Here is a 15766-nt window from a genome sequence, read left to right as displayed (position 1 = left end):
CCGGACCGTGATCTCTTCGGGACCGTTCCGCGCCGTCGTACGAGCCCCCTCGTGCGTCATAGAGACATCAGTCGCCACGACCGGGGGGTACCCACGATGCAGGCACGACGGACAACGACGAGAAGGTCCCTGCCGGCCGCCCGGGCCCTGGCCGGCCTGCTGCTGGCCACGGCGCTCGCCGTCACCGGCTGCAGCGGCTCGGACGCGGGCTCCGACGCGGGCGGCAACGCCAAGGCGGCCGCACCGCAGCAGGGCTCGCAGGCGGAGGGCTCGCAGGCCGACGGGCGGGCCGGCGCGGCCGGTGAGGGCGGGGCCGACCGGGCCGGGGCGAGCGCGCCGCCGAAGCTCACGCCGACCCACATCATCCGCACCGTCTCCCTGAGCGTTCAGGTCAAGGACACGCCCAAGGCGCTCGACGCGGCCCGGACCGCGACCGAGAACGCCGGCGGCTACGTCGGCGACGAGTCCACCACCCGCGACGCGGAGGGCCACGAACGGACGGAGGTGACGCTGCGCGTGCCCGTGGAGCGCTACGAGGACGTGCTCGACGATCTGGAGGGCGCCGGGAAGCTGCTCCGGCGCGACGCGAAGGCCGAGGACGTCACCGACCAGGTGGTGGACGTGGACAGCCGCGTGAAGTCGCAGCGCGCGAGCGTGGCCCGGGTCCGCGAGCTGATGGACCGGGCGACGCAGCTGAGCGACGTGGTGAGCCTGGAGGGCGAGCTGAGCACCCGTCAGGCGGAGCTGGAGGCGCTGCTCGCCCGGCAGGCGGCCCTGAGGGACCGCACGAGCCTGGCCACGATCACCCTCTCCCTGTCGGAGACACCGGTGCGGCACGAGGAGAAGAAGGAGGACGAGGACCCGGGGTTCACGGACGCGCTGGCCGGCGGCTGGGACGCCTTCGTGACGATGCTGCGCTGGGTGGCGGTGGTACTGGGCGCGGTGGCACCGTTCGCCGCGGTGGCGGCGCTGCTCGCGCTGCTGTGGCTGCGGGTCGTACGCCCCCGGCTGCCGCGCCGTCCGGAGGCACCGCGCGGCGGGGAGCCCGGGGCGCGGGACTGAAGGATCCCGCCCACGTAGCGTGTCCGCATGAACATGAGCGCCGGGGACGGGAAGAGCGAGCGGCTGGTGGTGATCGGCGGCGACGCCGCGGGCATGTCCGCGGCGTCGCAGGCACGCCGGCTGAAGGGCCCGGACGAGCTGGAGATCGTGGCGTTCGAGCGCGGTCACTTCAGCTCGTTCTCGGCGTGCGGCATCCCGTACTGGGTCGGCGGCGACGTGACCGAACGGGAGGCACTGATCGCGCGCACCCCCGAGGAGCACCGCGCCCGGGACATCGACCTCAGGATGCGCACCGAGGTCACGGAGATCGACGTGGCCGGCGGGCGGGTCCGCGCGCGTGACGTCGATTCCGGGGCGGAGTCCTGGACGCCGTACGACAAGCTCGTGATCGGGACCGGGGCCCGGCCGGTCCGGCCGGAGCTGCCGGGCATCGACGCGCCCGGCGTGCACGGGGTGCAGACCCTGGACGACGGGCAGGCGCTGCTGGACTCGCTGGCACGCACGCGTGGCCGTCGCGCGGTGGTCGTCGGCGCCGGGTACATCGGCGTGGAGATGGCCGAGGCGCTGATCAACCGCGGCTACGAGGTGACGGTCGTCAACCGCGGCCGGGAGCCGATGTCGACGCTGGACCCGGACATGGGCCGCATGGTGCACGGGGCGATGGAGGGCCTCGGCATCACCATGGTGAACGACACCGAGGTCACCGGGGTGCTGACCGGGGACGACGGCCGGGTCCGGGCGGTGGCGACGGAGGACGCCGAGTTCCCGGCGGACGTGGTGGTGCTCGGCATCGGTGTGCGCCCCGAGACGGGGCTCGCCGCGACGGCGGGACTGCCGCTCGGCGCCCACGGCGGGCTGCTGACCGACCTGGCGATGCGGGTGCGCGGCCACGAGAACATCTGGGCGGGCGGCGACTGCGTGGAGGTGCTCGACCTGGTCTCCGGCCAGGAGCGGCACATTCCGCTGGGTACGCACGCCAACAAGCACGGGCAGGTGGTCGGCACCAACGTGGGCGGCGGCTACGCCACCTTCCCGGGGGTGGTCGGCACGGCGGTCAGCAAGGTCTGCGACCTGGAGATCGCCCGGACCGGCCTCCGGGAGAAGGACGCGCTGCGGGCGGGGCTGCGGTTCGTGACGGCGACCATCGAGTCCACCAGCCGCGCGGGCTACTACCCGAACGCCTCCCCCATGACGGTGAAGATGCTGGCCGAGCGGCGCACCGGGCGGCTGCTCGGCGTGCAGATCGTCGGCCGTGAGGGCGCGGGCAAGCGGGTCGACATCGCCGCGGTGGCCCTCACGGCCGGGATGACGGTCGAGCGGATGACCGCCCTGGACCTCGGTTACGCGCCGCCCTTCTCGCCGGTGTGGGACCCGGTGCTGGTGGCCGCCCGCAAGGCGGCGCGGGAGGTCGAGCGGCAGCGCTGAGGGCGTCCGCCGGTCAGGCGGTGCCGTTGATCCGGTCGATGGCCTGCCGTGCCTGCTCGGCCGGGGGCCGCGCCGGCAGGGAGGACACCGATGCCGGGGCGCCCATCGACGCCGGGGCGGTCGCCGGTACCGGGGTGCGTACCGCGGGCGGCTGCTCACCGGCCGGCTTGGCGTGGGACGCGCCGCGCGCGGAGCGCAGCCGGTGGCTCACCGCCTCGTCCAGTGTCACGGGCCGCTGCATCTGCGCCGCCAGCCGGCCCGCCTCCTGACCGAGCCGGGCGACGTCCTCCCACGGAAGGCGGAGCACGAGGGCGACCTCGGCCTCGCCGTCGGGCAGGGCGTGCATCGCCGGAGCCGGTGTGACCCGTTCGTTCATCGCCTGTTTCCTCACGTCGTCCCCGCGTCCCGCCTTCCCCGGGCCGCGGGCGGTTGAGAGGGCATACGTACACACGGACGGGGGCGTTCAACGAGCGGACCGGTTCACCGCCGGACGGGCGGGCAGTACTGTCTCGTGGTCATCCCCGTCCATGACGTGAACCCGGCGCGCCGCACCCCGTGGGTGACGTACGCCCTGATCCTCGCGAACGTCCTGGTGTTCCTGTTCACCCCCGGCATGGCCGGGTCCGCCTCGGGCGACGGCAGCCTCGCGCAGATGTGCGACCTCCAGGCCTTCCTGGACCACTGGGCGGCGGTGCCGCAGGAGCTGCTCCAGCACCGGATGCCCCGCCTGGTGCCCACCGGCGCCGTGGGGGTCGGCCCGCAGGGGCCCGGCTGCGTGGTCGCGCCGCCCGGCTACGACAAGTCGCCGGAGCTGAGCGTCCTGACGGCGATGTTCCTGCACGGCGGCTGGCTGCACCTGCTGGGCAACATGCTCTTCCTGTGGATCTTCGGCAACAACGTCGAGGACCGGATGGGCCACGTCCCCTTCCTGCTCTTCTACGGCGTCTGCGGCTACGCGGCGACCTACGGCTTCGCGCTCCTCAACGCCGACTCGGGTGCCCCGCTGATCGGCGCGTCGGGCGCGGTCGCCGGGGTGCTCGGCGCCTATCTGGTGCTGTATCCGAAGGCCCGCGTCTGGGTGCTGGTGCCCTTCCTGATCTTCCTGCCGCTGCGGCTGCCGGCCTGGCTGGTGCTGGGCTTCTGGTTCGGGCTCCAGGCGGTCTACTCCTCCGGCGGCGCCGTGTCCGACGCGGGCACGGTGGCGTACGTGGCCCACGTCGTGGGCTTCGTCGTCGGCATGCTGATCGCCTGGCCCCTGCGGCGTGGCACCCCGCGCCCGCCGGAGCCGCCCGGGCTGCTGTTCGGGCGGCGGGCGCGGCCGGGGTGGTGAACGGCGGCCGGGCTGGTTGCACGGCGGGCGGGCTGGTGCACGGCGGCCGGGGTGTGCTCAGGCGGGGGTGGCCTCGCTCGGCGCGACGGTGGCCGGGGCGGTCCAGCGGATGCGGGTACTGCACAGGGCGACGGCGCCCGCCGAGGCGGCCACGGCGCCCATGCCCCAGGCCAGGTTGCTCGCCCCGGCGACGAAGCCGATGAGCGGCGGCCCGGCCAGCAGCCCCGTGGTGCCCATGGCAGCGACCAGGGTCAGCGCGTCCGAGCCCTGCCGGGCGGCGGCGGCGTAGACGCAGGGGGTCACGGCGGCGATGCCCAGGCCCATGCAGGCGAAGCCGGCGAGCGCCGGGGCGACGCCGCCGCTGACCAGGGCGACGGCGAGACCGGCACCGGCCACGGTGCTGCCCAGCAGGACGACCCGTCCGTCGCCCCAGCGGCCGCGCCAGCCGTCGGCGAAGAGGCGGGCGACGACCATCATCCCGGACACCACGGCGATGCCGAGCGGGGCGAGTTCCGCCGAGGCCTCGGCGATGTCCTTCAGGTAGAGGGCGGACCAGTCGTTCATGGCGCCCTCGGCGACCGTGCCGAAGACCATGGCGCAGCACATCCACAGGGTCAGGCGCGAGGGGACGGTCCAGCGGCGGCGGACCGGCTTCGGGTCGTCGGCGGCCGGGGCGTCGGCCTGGGCCGCCCCGTCGTCGGCCGGGTCCGGCCGGTCGGCGGGGGCGTCCTCGTCGAGCAGTCCGGTGCGCGCCGTCAGGCCCAGTGCGGCGAGGAGGACGACGGCGACACCAAAGTGCGCGGGGACCGATCCGGTGGCGGCGGTCATGCCGGAGGCGAGCAGGGCCGCGAGCAGGGAGCCGGCGCTGAAGACGGCGTGCAGCTTCGCCATCGTGTTGCGTTCGTGCCGTGTCTCCAGGGCGGCGCCCTGTGCGTTCATGGCCACGTTCAGGCAGCCCACGAGGACGCCGTCGGCGCACATCACCAGCAGGGCCACCGGGTAGTTGGGCGCCGCCGCCAGGGCGAGCAGCAGCAGGGCCAGGCCCAGCTGGGACAGCAGGGCCAGCCGCCGCGAGCCCATCCGGCGCATCAGCCAGGCCACCGCCGGGAAGGACACCGCCGCCCCGACCCCCGCGGCCATCAGGAGCACCCCCACCTCGGCCGCGCTCAGGCCGAGGTCGGTCTTGATGGCCGGGATCCGCGCGGCCCAGGTGGCGTACTGGAAGCCGAGGGACAGGAACAGCGCGGCGATCGCCAGCTGGCCGCGCCGGAAGGGGTCGTGGAGACGGGTCACGCGCAATCAGCTCACTTCGCGCAGGGTGGGGACGGGCGGGGAGAGGGACGGCCGGGGCCGGGTCCGCCGGGCGGCCGCCACCGGCTTGGCCATGTAGACGGCGTCGCCGCCGTATTCGCCGGCCGGCACCACCCCCGGCTCGGCCACGAAGCCGCGCGCCGACCAGAACCGCTCGGTGCCGCCCACGGCGACCAGGGAGATCCGCTCGTCCCCGCGTGCCCGGGCGGTGGCGGTGAGGTGGTGCAGGAGGTGCCGCCCGAGCCCCCTGCGGCGCAGCCCGGGGGCGACGACGATGTCGTGGAGGTGGAGGTTCCCGGGCTCGAACGCGTCCCGGGCCGCCTCCGTCCGCGTCAGGTCCGGGTAGCGGTGCGGCGGATAGGGCAGGGCGAGCACGTAGCCCGCCGTACGGGTGCCGACGTCCACCACGAAGCAGGTGTCCGGCGACGCCGCCGCCCTGGACTGGAGCGCTGCCCGGCCCTCCGACAGGCCGAGGCCGGTGTAGACGTCCCGCTCCAGCGCCACGACCGCGTCCCAGTCCCCGTCGGCGAGGGGGCGTACGCGCACGGTCTCAGTCATCGGCGCCGGTCCCCTCCGGGCGGCCCGCGAAGGCGTACGGGAGCGGGGCGAAGCCGTTGAAGCCCCGGGTCGTGTAGCTGGTCGCGTAGGCGCCGCAGGACAGCACCCAGACCGGGTCGCCCGAGGACAGCGCCGCGGGCACCGGGACCAGCCCCTCCTCGTGGGAGTAGGCGTCGTCGCTGTCGCAGGTGGGCCCGGCGACCACGGCCGGGACGTACGGGCCGTCGGGGTGGCCCGGGAAGACCAGCCGGTACTGCAGGGCGTCCATCTCGTACAGGCCGTTGAACTTGCCGCAGCTCAGGTAGAGCCAGTGCCGCCGCCCGCCGTCGGCCGCCCGGCGCTCGGTGAGGCGGGCGACGTGGGCGCGGATCGCCCCGTGGTCGGCGACGAGGTGCCGCCCGGGTTCGACGACGAAGTCCAGGTGGCCGCCGTGGATCCGGCGCAGTTCGTCCATGCCCTCCCGGATCACCGCGAAGATCTTGTCCAGCGGTGGGTCGAGGGGGGTGCCGTGCCGGTCGCGGTAGCCGAGCGCGGGCAGGCCGCCGCCGAGGTTGACGTGGTCGACGCGGATGCCGCGCCGGGCGAGTGCGCGCAGCACGTCGCCCAGGTCGTCGACGGCGCCGTGCCAGGCCTCGCTCGTCATCTGCTGGGAGCCGACGTGCACGGACAGGCCGGCCGGGACGAGCCCGGCGTCCCGGGCCGCCGCCAGCACCCGGACGGCGTCGCCGGGCGGGCAGCCGAACTTGTTGCTCAGCCCCCACAGCGCGCCCGCCCCGCCGGTCGCCACCCGGCAGAACACGCGGGCACCGGGTGCGTGGGCGGCGAGGGCGGCCACGTCCTGGAGGCTGTCGGTGGCGAAGGTGCGCACGCCGAGCCGGTACGCCTCGGCGATGTTCCGGTCGGACTTCACGGTGTTGCCGTAGTGCACGCGGCCGGCCGGCACTCCGGCCCGCAGCGCCTGCTCGACCTCGCCGGGGCTCGCCGCGTCGGCACCGGCGCCCCGGCCGGCCAGGGCGGCGAGCACCTCGTCGACCGGGCAGGCCTTCATGGCGAACCGCACCTGTACGCCGGGCAGTTCTTCCCGCAGGGTGTCGTGGCGCCGCTCGATGCCGGCCAGGTCGTAGACGAGCCGGTCCTCGGTGGCGGCGGCGAGCGCGGCGGCCAGGGGTTCGCCGAGGTCCGCGGCCGTCGGGGCGCTCACCGCGGCTGCCCCTCGGACAGGAGGACGGGGGTGGTCCTCGCCGCGGCCACCATGGACTCCCACGCCTCGGTCAGCAGCGCGAAGTCGGCCATGTCGCCGCGTGCCTCGTCCAGGAGGCGGGCGCGGCGGCCGGCCAGCAGGTCGGCGAAGTCGGCGTATCTGCCGCCGAGTCGGCGGTAGGCGGTGTCGAGGGCGTCGAGCCGGCGGACGTTCTCCGCGGTGTCGAGGCCGGTGCTCTCGCGGGCCAGGGCGGCGACGGTGTCGGGGCGGGCCCGGCCGTGTTCGTCCAGCAGGGCGTCGCCCGCCTCGGCCATGCGGTCGTAGACGTGGTGGAAGTACAGCATCGACAGCAGGAACTTGGCGAAGCGGGTCTGGTAGGCGAGGAAGCCGGGTTCCGTCCGGCGTTCGCCGGTGTGGTAGTTGACGATGTTCCGGTTGTGCAGCACGCCCGGCAGCCGGGCGTCGTGCACGAGGTGGATGAGGAAGTAGTCGCTGCCGATGGTGTCCCGGGCGGGCGGCAGCGGCACGCGCTCGCTGACCGTCGCCCCGTGGAAGGCGATGTTGCACATGTCCACGCGCATCGGGTCGACCACCGTCAGCAGCGAGTGGTCCGCCGTGAAGGGTGCGGTACCCGCGCCGGTGAAGGACTCCTCGACCAGTGCGCGCTTCTGCTCGGCGGACCAGCCCTCGGGGGCCCAGAGGGAGACGACGTCGTGGTAGACAGCGGGGTCGGCGTCCCGTATCTGCGCGATGTCGACGGAGAGTTCTCCCACGAAGGAGCTGCCGACCATGGCGACCGGTCGCTGGAGGAGGCCGTCCGGGAGGGCGACCGGCTCGGTGACGCCGGACACGGCCTCGGCGGCGCGTTTGCCGAGGGAGAGCAGCTCGTGGTGGACGGGGAAGACGGTACGGCCGGCCACGCTCTGGTAGCGGCTGTCGGAGTCCCGGCGGTGGACGGACTCGCAGCCGAGCGCGGCCGCGATCAGGAAGGCGCGGTTGGTGCAGGCACCGTAGGACACCCCGTCGGGGAGCATCAGGTCGAGGAGCAGTTCGGGCTTGGCGCTGCCGGAGCGGGCCGCCACCCGGGTCAGGAAGTCGCGCTGGGCGGCCTCGTCGAGGTGGTGCGCCGTGATCCGGGGGTGGGCCGGCAGCCGCCGTAACGCGGCGGCGTGGGCGGCGTGTTCCTCGGGCGGGCAGGAGTCGAGGACGAGCAGGTGGACATCGATGTCGAAGTGGTCGGCGGCGTAGACGGCTTCCTCGCCCAGGGCCGCGACGGTGTCCGGGCAGTGCCGGTTGGTGGGCAGGGTCAGGCAGATGCTGCGCATGCGCCGTCCCCGGTGGCCTCGTTACGGTCGCTGTCCTGGTCGCTGTCCTGGTCGCTGTCCTGGTCGCTGTTCTCGCTGTCCTGGTCGCCGCCTTCGGCGCCGGCGGCCGCGTGCCAGGACCTCAGGCCGAGCAGCCTGGCGCCGAGGTCGGTCAGTTCGGCGGGGCCGTAGCGTTCGGACTCGTGCCGGTGGGCGTCGCCGAGGAGGGTGACGTTCCAGTCGGGGGTGGCGAGGGTGCGCCAGGAGTCGACGCGGGAGTCGCGCAGGGTGCGGTGGGACTCCAGCGCGGGCATCATCGACAGGTACTGCACCGCGCGCACGCCCTCGCCGGAGACGTTGGGGGCGACGCCGTGGGCCAGCAGGCCGTTCCAGATGAGCAGGTCGCCGGCCTCCAGGTCGGGCCGTACGACGGGCATGTCCTCGCGGTCGATCGCGGGCCGGATCGGGTCGCGGCCGTCGGGCTGGAGGGCCTTCCAGCGGTCGAAGCGGCGGAACAGCTCGGGGCAGCACTGGAAGCCGCCGTGGTCCGGCTTGGTGTCGTTGAGCGCGATGATGCCCTGGACCCGCTGGGGCAGGACGCCGAGCGTGGTGTCCACGTCCCAGTGCAGGTCGATGTCGAAGCCGCGGTCCGGCTTGTCGATCAGGGCGCGGTCGCGGTTGCCCGTGTTGGGCGGGTTGAGGTTGAGCCGGTCCAGGGTGACCCACAGCTCCTCGCAGTCCCACACGTCGACGAAGGCGTCGTAGACGCGCTGCGTCTGGCGGCTGTCCCAGATGAGCTGGTGGTGGTACGCCTCGACGAAGCCGTAGATGTGCAGCTCCCGGTCGAGGTCGGAGCGGTACTCGCGGTCCTGGTACCAGGTGTCGGGGCGTTCGGGGTCCAGGCCCTGGAACTCCCAGGCGAAGTCGAGCAGTCGGCGCGCGGAGTCGGCGGGTATCGCCTGCTTCACGACGACGTAGCCGTACGTCTGCCAGTGGGCGAAGTCCTCCTCGGACAGCACCCGCAGCGGACGCGTCTTGTCGAGGTCGCGCAGCTGGGTGCGGGCGAGGTAGGTGTCGGCGTCCGCACTGAAGTAGGGCAGGTCCGACGGGGCTCGGTGGAGGTAGGAATCGGGCGTCGCCATGTGGTGCTCCAGATCCTCGTCGTCGCCCCGTGCGGGCAACGGCGGTGCGTGCGACGGTGGTCGGCCGTCGCACATGAGGTCGGTGGTGGCAGCGGGCCCGCTCGCGGCACGGGGCGGGAGCGGGGCGAGGTCCGGGGTGGTCGTCACGGAAGTCGTCGTACGGAAGTCGTCGCCGCGACGGCGGACTGCGCAGTCCGGCCGCGGCAGGCGCCCGGCGCGGAAACTGGTGTCACATCTGTCCCTCGCCGAACTTGCGCCTCACAATGGACTAGACCAAGGCGGGGTGTCAACAGCCCTCCCGACCAGTCGAGTTGTTACTTCCGGGTTCAGCGACGGCACCCTTGACACGCCTGGTTAACCTGAACGCGCACCCCCTTGGTCTATACCAAGAATCCATCCGAAAGGCGCGGCCGATGTCCTCCAGCAAGCACAGCAGCGAGTTGCGTCGGCTCGCGCTCTCCGTTCTGCAGCCGGGTTTCGTGGGCACCGAGGCCCCCGACTGGATCCTGCGCGACATCGGCGACGGACTGGCCTCCGTCGTGCTCTTCTCCCGCAACATCGTCTCCACCGAGCAGGTCGGCCGGCTGACCGCCAGGCTGCGCGCCGAGAACCCCGACCTGATCGTCGCGATCGACGAGGAGGCGGGCGACGTCACCCGCATCGAGTCCGCCACCGGGTCGTCCCGGCCGGGCAACTTCGCCCTCGGCACCGTGGACGACGCGGAGCTGACCGAGGCCGTCGCCGCCGACCTCGGCAGGCAGCTGCGCACCGCCGGGGTGAGCCTCGACTACGCGCCGAGCGCGGACGTCAACTCCAACCCGGACAACCCGATCATCGGCGTACGCTCCTTCGGCTCGGACCCCGAGGTGGTCTCCCGGCACACCGCCGCGTGGATCCGCGGCCTCCAGTCGTCCGGCGTCGCCGCCTGCGCCAAGCACTTCCCCGGCCACGGGGACGTCGCCGTCGACTCCCACCACGACCTGCCGTCCTACCCGGCCGGGCGGGACGAGATCGCCGCCCAGGCGCTGCCCCCGTTCCGGGCCGCCGTCGCGGCCGGCGTGCGCGCGGTCATGAGCGGCCACCTGCTGGTGCCGGCCTACGACCCCGACCTGCCGGCCACGCTGAGCCGGCGGATCCTGCACGGCCTGCTCCGCGAGGAGTTGGGCTTCGACGGCCTGGTCGTCAGCGACGCCATCGAGATGGGCGCCGTCACCCGCCGCTACGGCATCGACGGCGCCACGGTCAAGGCCGTCGGCGCCGGGGTGGACGCCATCTGCGTGGGCGGCGAGAGCGCCGAGGAGGCCACCGTCGCACTCCTGGTCAAGGCGTTGACGGCCGCCGTGACGGGCGGCGAGCTCCCCCAGGAGCGGCTGGCCGAGGCGGCGGGCCGGGTACGGGAGTTCGCCCGCTGGTCGGCCGGGCTGCGGGCGTCGGGGGCCGACGGCTCGGCGGCCGGGGACGGCATCGGCCACGTCGCCGCCCGCCGGGCCGTGCGGCTCACCGGCGCCGCTCGGGCCGCCCTGCCGCTGACCGCCGCCCCGCACGTGGTCGAGCTGGCCCCGGTGACCAACATGGCCATCGGCAAGGAGACCCCGTGGGGCGTGGCCGAACCGCTGCGGGAGCGCCTGCCGGGTACGACCTCCGTGCGGGTGCGCGGGCAGGAGCTGGAGGAGGGGACGACGGCGCTGGAGAGCTGCGCCCTCGAACCGGCCGTGGGGCGCCCCCTGGTGATCGTGGCCCGTGACGCGGCCCGGCACGCGTGGATGAGCCGGGCCCTGACCGGCCTGACCGCCGCCCGCCCGGACGCGATCGTGGTGGAGATGGGCCTGCCGGGCACCGGTACCGCCGCGGCGGCCCAGATCTTCACCCACGGGGCGAGCGCGGCCTCGGGTGTTGCCGCGGCGGAGGCCCTGACGGACGCGTCGGCGCTCTGAGCCGGACCCTCCGCGGGCGAGTGGGTCAGCGGGCGGTCTGTGTGTGGACGTACTCCACGAGGCGGGTCAGCGCGTCCGGGTCGGTGGTCGGCAGGACGCCGTGGCCGAGGTTGAAGACGTGGCCCTCCAGGTCCGCCGCGGCGTCCAGGATCTCGCGGGTCTTGGTCTCGACCGCCTCCCGGCCGGCGAACAGGACCGCCGGGTCCAGGTTGCCCTGGAGCGCCTTGCCGGGGCCGACGCGGCGGGCCGCCTCGTCCAGCGGGACGCGCCAGTCGACGCCGACGACGTCCGCACCGGCCTCGCCGAGCAGGCCCAGCAGTTCGCCGGTGCCGACGCCGAAGTGGATGCGCGGCACGCCGTACCCGGAGACGGCCTCGAAGACCTTGCGGGAGGCGGGCAGCACCGAACGGCGGTAGTCCGCGGGGGAGAGCGCGCCGACCCAGGAGTCGAAGAGCTGGACGGCGCTCGCGCCCGCCTCGATCTGCACCTTCAGGAAGGCGGCCGTGATGCCGGCGAGCCGGTCCAGGAGGTCGGCCCACAGCTGCGGGTCGCCGTACATGAGGGCCTTGGTGTGCTCGTGGTTGCGGGACGGGCCGCCCTCCACGAGGTAGCTGGCGAGGGTGAACGGGGCGCCCGCGAAGCCGATCAGCGGGGTGGCGCCCAGCTCACGGGTGAGCAGGCCGAAGGCATCCGTGACGTAGGAGACGTCCTCGGGGGTGAGGTCGCGCAGCCGTGCCAGGTCCGCGCGGCTGCGGATCGGGTTCGCGATGACGGGGCCGACGCCCGGCTTGATGTCGAGGTCGATGCCGATGGCCTTGAGCGGGACCACGATGTCGCTGAAGTAGATCGCCGCGTCCACCTCGTGCCGGCGCACCGGCTGGAGGGTGATCTCGGCGACCAGTTCCGGGCGCATGCAGGACTCGAGCATCGGGATGCCCTCGCGCACCTTCAGGTACTCCGGCAGTGAGCGCCCGGCCTGCCGCATGAACCACACCGGGGTGTGCGGCACCGGCTCACGCCTGCACGCCCTGAGGAACGCGGAGTCGTACGTGGCGGTCGGCGGCTGGCCCGCGGGGCTCTGGTTGGCACTCACACCGGCAAGTCTCGCATGTCCCCCGGACGGCACCGGACCACGGGTGGGACGCCTCCCGCACGCCCCCGCGAGGCCGCGTGATCCGGACATCGCGTCCGCACGCGGGTGTCCCTCCCTGCGCCGGGCCGCCGTTCCGCTTAATGTTCCCCGCATGGCTGCGGCTCAGGGACGACTGTCGGACGGCGCTGGCGGAATGGACGAGGCGGAGGGGACCGAGGAAGAGGCCCGGCACAAAGAGAGTCACAACGGAGGCAACACAAGCGGCGGGGGCGACGGAAGTACGGCACCCCCGGCCTTCGCGGCCGCCGTGGAGGCGCTGCGGGCCGCGCGGCTGCGGCCGCAGATCGAGGTGGAGGCGACCCGCGCACCGCAGCGGCTCGCCCCGCACGCGTACGCGCTCGAGGCCGCGGTCGTGGACGGCGACGAGGACCTGGCGGACGGGCGGCTGGTACTGCTGCACGACCCGGCCGGGCACGACGCCTGGCACGGGACCTTCCGGCTGGTGACGCTGGTGCGGGCGGAACTGGAACCGGAGATGGCGGCGGACCCGCTGCTGCCGGACGTGTGCTGGTCCTGGCTGACCGGCGCGCTCCAGGCCCGCGGGCTCACGTACGGGGAGCCCAGCGGCACGGTCACGCGTGCGAGTTCCCACTATTTCGGAGGGCTCTCGGCCCGCCCCTCCGCCTCGCAGATCGAGATCCGGGCGTCCTGGACGCCGCGCGAGGGTCTCGGCGGCGTCCCGGACACCGCGGCGCACCTCTCCTCGTGGTGCGATCTGCTGGCCCAGGTCGCGGGTCTGCCCCCGGCGGCGCCGGGCGACGCCTCGGTCGTGACGCTGCCGCAGCGGCGCGGCCCGCAGTCGCGCTGACCTCCACGCCCCTCCACCAGCCGTCGTTCATCGTTCCGGACAGGGGGTCCGCAGGCCTGGAGGGGGTTCCGTCACTTTGTCGACACGGCCACTTTCGGCCTCGTATCGACAAAGTACGGAACCGTTCGATCTTCGAATGATCGACAGCGTGTCCGAATTGCTCGGATTGTTACTCACCAGATCGTGATCATTCTCTAAAGGCGGACGCGTTCGGTGCCGAAGACGACTGTGACCTTGAAAGCACGGTTCGTCCCGGCTTAAACCCCATGAGCCGGCCCCCGTCCCCGCACCCCAGGAGGCCTGGTGTCCGTTCTCCTCGAGCAGCCTGCAAGCCTGGTCGCCTACCGCCCGAACAAGCCGACCGCCATGGTGGTCGTGGCCGACCCGCGCGTCCGTTCCACCGTCACCCGCCATCTGTGGGCGCTCGGTGTGCGCGACGTCATCGAGGCCTCGTCCGTCGCGGAGGCTCGTCCCCGCATCGGCAACCCCCGCGACATCTGCGTCGCGGACGTCCATCTCCCCGACGGCTCCGGCCTGACCCTGCTGTCGGAGACCCGTGCCGCGGGCTGGCCCAACGGGCTCGCCCTGTCCGCCGCCGACGACATCGGCGCCGTCCGCAACGCCCTCGCCGGCGGCGTCAAGGGCTACGTCGTCACCGGCACCCGTACCAACGTCGGGCTCCCCACCCGGCCGGGCGCCGCCCCCATCGGCGCCGCCGCCGCCCGTCTGCACCGCCGCCCCCCGGGCGCCCCGAGCCACCCGGGCGGCTACCGCGAGCTCTCCGGCCGCGAGGTCGAGGTGCTGCGACTGGTCGCGGAGGGCCAGTCGAACAAGGCGATCGGCGTCTCGATGGGCCTGTCCGCCCTGACCGTGAAGAGCCACCTGGCCCGCATCGCCCGCAAGCTCGGCACGGGCGACCGCGCCGGGATGGTCGCGGTGGCCCTGCGCACGGGCATCATCCACTGACGGCTCCGAGCTCCCGCTCCCCACTCCCACCCCCACTCCCCCGACGACGCCCCGTGAAGCCGGTCTTTCACTGACCTGACTGGTTTACGACCCCCCGGAGCCCGCCGACGGAACGTTCCGTCGGCGGGCTCCGTCGATCCACCGATACCCTTGACAGGTGACCGACGCCCACGAAACCGCAGCAGACCGTCCACTGCGAACCACCGGAGGCGCCCCTCCGGAAGACGCCGGATCTTCTGTGAGCCGGGCGCCGATCCCCTTGCTCGAACCACGCGAGGGCATTCCGCCGGTGATCGCCGACGCCGACGCCCTCGCCGAGGTGACCGCCGCCTTCGCCGCCGGCAGCGGCCCCGTCGCCGTCGACGCCGAGCGCGCCTCCGGGTACCGCTACGGCCAGCGCGCGTACCTGGTGCAGCTGCGCCGCGAGGGCGCGGGGAGCGCGTTGATCGACCCGGTGGCCTGCCCCGACCTCTCCGGTCTCGGTGCGGCGATCGCCGACGCGGAGTGGGTGCTGCACGCGGCCACCCAGGACCTGCCGTGCCTGCGGGACATAGGGATGGTGCCCACCCGCATCTTCGACACCGAGCTGGCCGGGCGGCTCGCCGGATTCCCGCGCGTCGGCCTCGGCGCGATGGTGGAGAACGTCCTGGGCTTCGTCCTGGAGAAGGGCCACTCGGCCGTCGACTGGTCGACGCGCCCGCTGCCCGAGCCCTGGCTGCGCTACGCCGCGCTCGACGTCGAGCTGCTGGTGGACCTGCGGGACGCCCTGGAGAAGGAGCTGGACCGGCAGGGCAAGCTGGAGTGGGCCCGGCAGGAGTTCGACGCGATCGCGTCGGCCCCGCCGCCCGAGCCGCGCAAGGACCCGTGGCGCCGTACGTCCGGCATGCACAAGGTGCGCAGGCGCCGCCAGCTCGCCGTGGTGCGGGAGCTGTGGCAGGCCCGGGACCGGATCGCGCAGCGCCGGGACGTCTCCCCCGGCAAGGTGCTCGGCGACGCGGCCATCGTCGAGGCCGCGCTCGCGCTGCCGCCCAACGCGCACGCGCTGGCCGCGCTGAACGGGTTCGGGCGGGTGAACCGCCGGCAGCTGGAGCAGTGGCAGCTGTCGGTCGACCGGGCCAGGGCGCTGTCCGAGTCGCAGCTGCCGCAGCCCGGCCAGCCGGTGACCGGCCCGCCGCCACCACGGGCCTGGGCCGACAAGGACCCGGCCGCCGCGGCCCGGCTGACCGCGGCGCGCGCGGCGGTGACGGCGCTGGCCGAGCGGCTGAGCATGCCCCAGGAGAACCTGATCACGCCCGACACGGTGCGCAGGGTCTGCTGGGAGCCGCCCGCGACCGTCGACGCCGAGTCCGTGGGCGCGGCCCTCGCCGGACACGGGGCCCGGCCCTGGCAGGTGGAGCAGGTGACACCGGTGCTGGTGGCGGCGCTGGCCCGGGAGGCGGCGTAGCGGGGACGACGGGCGGGTCGACGGCGGGTTTTGGCCAGATCCCGGGATGAGCGACCGGGGACGCAAACCGGTTGGTCGGTCCTCCGACGGTGTGACGCGCGGTGTGACCTTCGCCGCTCCCGCCGGGG

Annotated in this window: 14 protein-coding genes; 7 read left to right on the top strand and 7 right to left on the bottom strand. The window is 74.0% G+C overall.

What is annotated here, in order from left to right; genetic code table 11:
• Positions 1–96: 96 nt before the first annotated feature.
• Both C4J65_RS27445 and C4J65_RS27440 read left to right on the top strand, forming a co-directional pair.
• The gene (locus C4J65_RS27445; protein ID WP_115744789.1) at positions 97–1062 is read left to right on the top strand and encodes a DUF4349 domain-containing protein; all 966 of its coding nucleotides are present in this window, start codon (positions 97–99) and stop codon (positions 1060–1062) included.
• A gap of 27 nt (positions 1063–1089) precedes the next feature.
• Entirely contained in the window at positions 1090–2487 is a 1398-nt protein-coding gene (locus tag C4J65_RS27440; protein WP_115744788.1) for an FAD-dependent oxidoreductase, read from the top strand.
• Between the two features lie 13 nt (positions 2488–2500).
• Here C4J65_RS27440 and C4J65_RS27435 read toward each other — a convergent pair whose 3' ends face one another.
• Complete coding sequence (locus C4J65_RS27435; RefSeq protein ID WP_115744787.1) at positions 2501–2863, bottom strand: hypothetical protein; 363 nt, start codon at positions 2861–2863, stop codon at positions 2501–2503.
• A 135-nt stretch (positions 2864–2998) separates the two neighbouring features.
• On the opposite strand from C4J65_RS27435, the gene C4J65_RS27430 reads away from it, so the two are divergent.
• Positions 2999–3817: a rhomboid family intramembrane serine protease gene (locus C4J65_RS27430; protein ID WP_115744786.1), complete on the top strand. Its 819-nt coding sequence runs from the start codon at positions 2999–3001 to the stop codon at positions 3815–3817.
• Between the two features lie 57 nt (positions 3818–3874).
• Here the strand turns inward: C4J65_RS27430 and C4J65_RS27425 are convergent, their stop codons facing one another.
• The 5 genes from C4J65_RS27425 to C4J65_RS27405 are packed head-to-tail and all read right to left on the bottom strand — an operon-like array spanning position 3875 to position 9333.
• The gene (locus C4J65_RS27425; protein WP_115744785.1) at positions 3875–5110 is read right to left on the bottom strand and encodes an MFS transporter; all 1236 of its coding nucleotides are present in this window, start codon (positions 5108–5110) and stop codon (positions 3875–3877) included.
• A 6-nt stretch (positions 5111–5116) separates the two neighbouring features.
• On the bottom strand, positions 5117–5686 hold the full coding sequence (locus tag C4J65_RS27420) for a GNAT family N-acetyltransferase (protein ID WP_115744784.1): 570 nt from the start codon (positions 5684–5686) through the stop codon (positions 5117–5119).
• Positions 5679–6887 carry a type III PLP-dependent enzyme gene (locus tag C4J65_RS27415; protein WP_115744783.1) on the bottom strand — a complete coding sequence of 403 codons (1209 nt, stop codon included), beginning with the start codon at positions 6885–6887 and terminating at the stop codon, positions 5679–5681. The genes C4J65_RS27420 and C4J65_RS27415 overlap by 8 nt, the downstream gene beginning before the upstream one ends.
• Positions 6884–8212 (bottom strand): DUF6271 family protein, encoded by a 1329-nt coding sequence (locus tag C4J65_RS27410; protein ID WP_115744782.1) that lies wholly within the window; start codon positions 8210–8212, stop codon positions 6884–6886. The genes C4J65_RS27415 and C4J65_RS27410 overlap by 4 nt, the downstream gene beginning before the upstream one ends.
• Positions 8194–9333 carry a YbiU family protein gene (locus C4J65_RS27405; RefSeq protein ID WP_115744781.1) on the bottom strand — a complete coding sequence of 380 codons (1140 nt, stop codon included), beginning with the start codon at positions 9331–9333 and terminating at the stop codon, positions 8194–8196. Before C4J65_RS27405 ends, C4J65_RS27410 begins: the two co-directional genes overlap by 19 nt.
• Before the next feature lie 413 nt (positions 9334–9746).
• Between C4J65_RS27405 and C4J65_RS27400 the strand changes: the two genes are divergently transcribed.
• Positions 9747–11267: a glycoside hydrolase family 3 N-terminal domain-containing protein gene (locus C4J65_RS27400; RefSeq protein WP_115744780.1), complete on the top strand. Its 1521-nt coding sequence runs from the start codon at positions 9747–9749 to the stop codon at positions 11265–11267.
• 25 nt (positions 11268–11292) lie between these two features.
• Here the strand turns inward: C4J65_RS27400 and hemE are convergent, their stop codons facing one another.
• Positions 11293–12360, bottom strand: coding sequence for a uroporphyrinogen decarboxylase (gene hemE, locus C4J65_RS27395; RefSeq protein ID WP_115744779.1), 1068 nt, complete (start codon positions 12358–12360; stop codon positions 11293–11295).
• Between the two features lie 151 nt (positions 12361–12511).
• On the opposite strand from hemE, the gene C4J65_RS27390 reads away from it, so the two are divergent.
• The 3 genes from C4J65_RS27390 (at position 12512) to C4J65_RS27380 (ending at position 15638) form a co-directional block, all read left to right on the top strand.
• A complete protein-coding gene (locus C4J65_RS27390) occupies positions 12512–13228 on the top strand; it encodes a DUF3000 domain-containing protein (RefSeq protein ID WP_115744778.1) in 717 nt (238 codons plus the stop codon).
• A 303-nt stretch (positions 13229–13531) separates the two neighbouring features.
• Positions 13532–14194, top strand: a complete 663-nt coding sequence (locus C4J65_RS27385; RefSeq protein ID WP_003972894.1) for a response regulator transcription factor — start codon at positions 13532–13534, stop codon at positions 14192–14194.
• A 157-nt stretch (positions 14195–14351) separates the two neighbouring features.
• Positions 14352–15638, top strand: coding sequence for a ribonuclease D (locus C4J65_RS27380; RefSeq protein WP_162833383.1), 1287 nt, complete (start codon positions 14352–14354; stop codon positions 15636–15638).
• Positions 15639–15766: the final 128 nt, after the last annotated feature.

This window comes from Streptomyces sp. CB09001, from assembly GCF_003369795.1.
Taxonomy (GTDB): Bacteria; Actinomycetota; Actinomycetes; order Streptomycetales; family Streptomycetaceae; genus Streptomyces.
The sequence above is the reverse complement of the archived record's forward strand: the minus strand, read 5'-3'. Positions and strand labels throughout refer to the sequence as shown.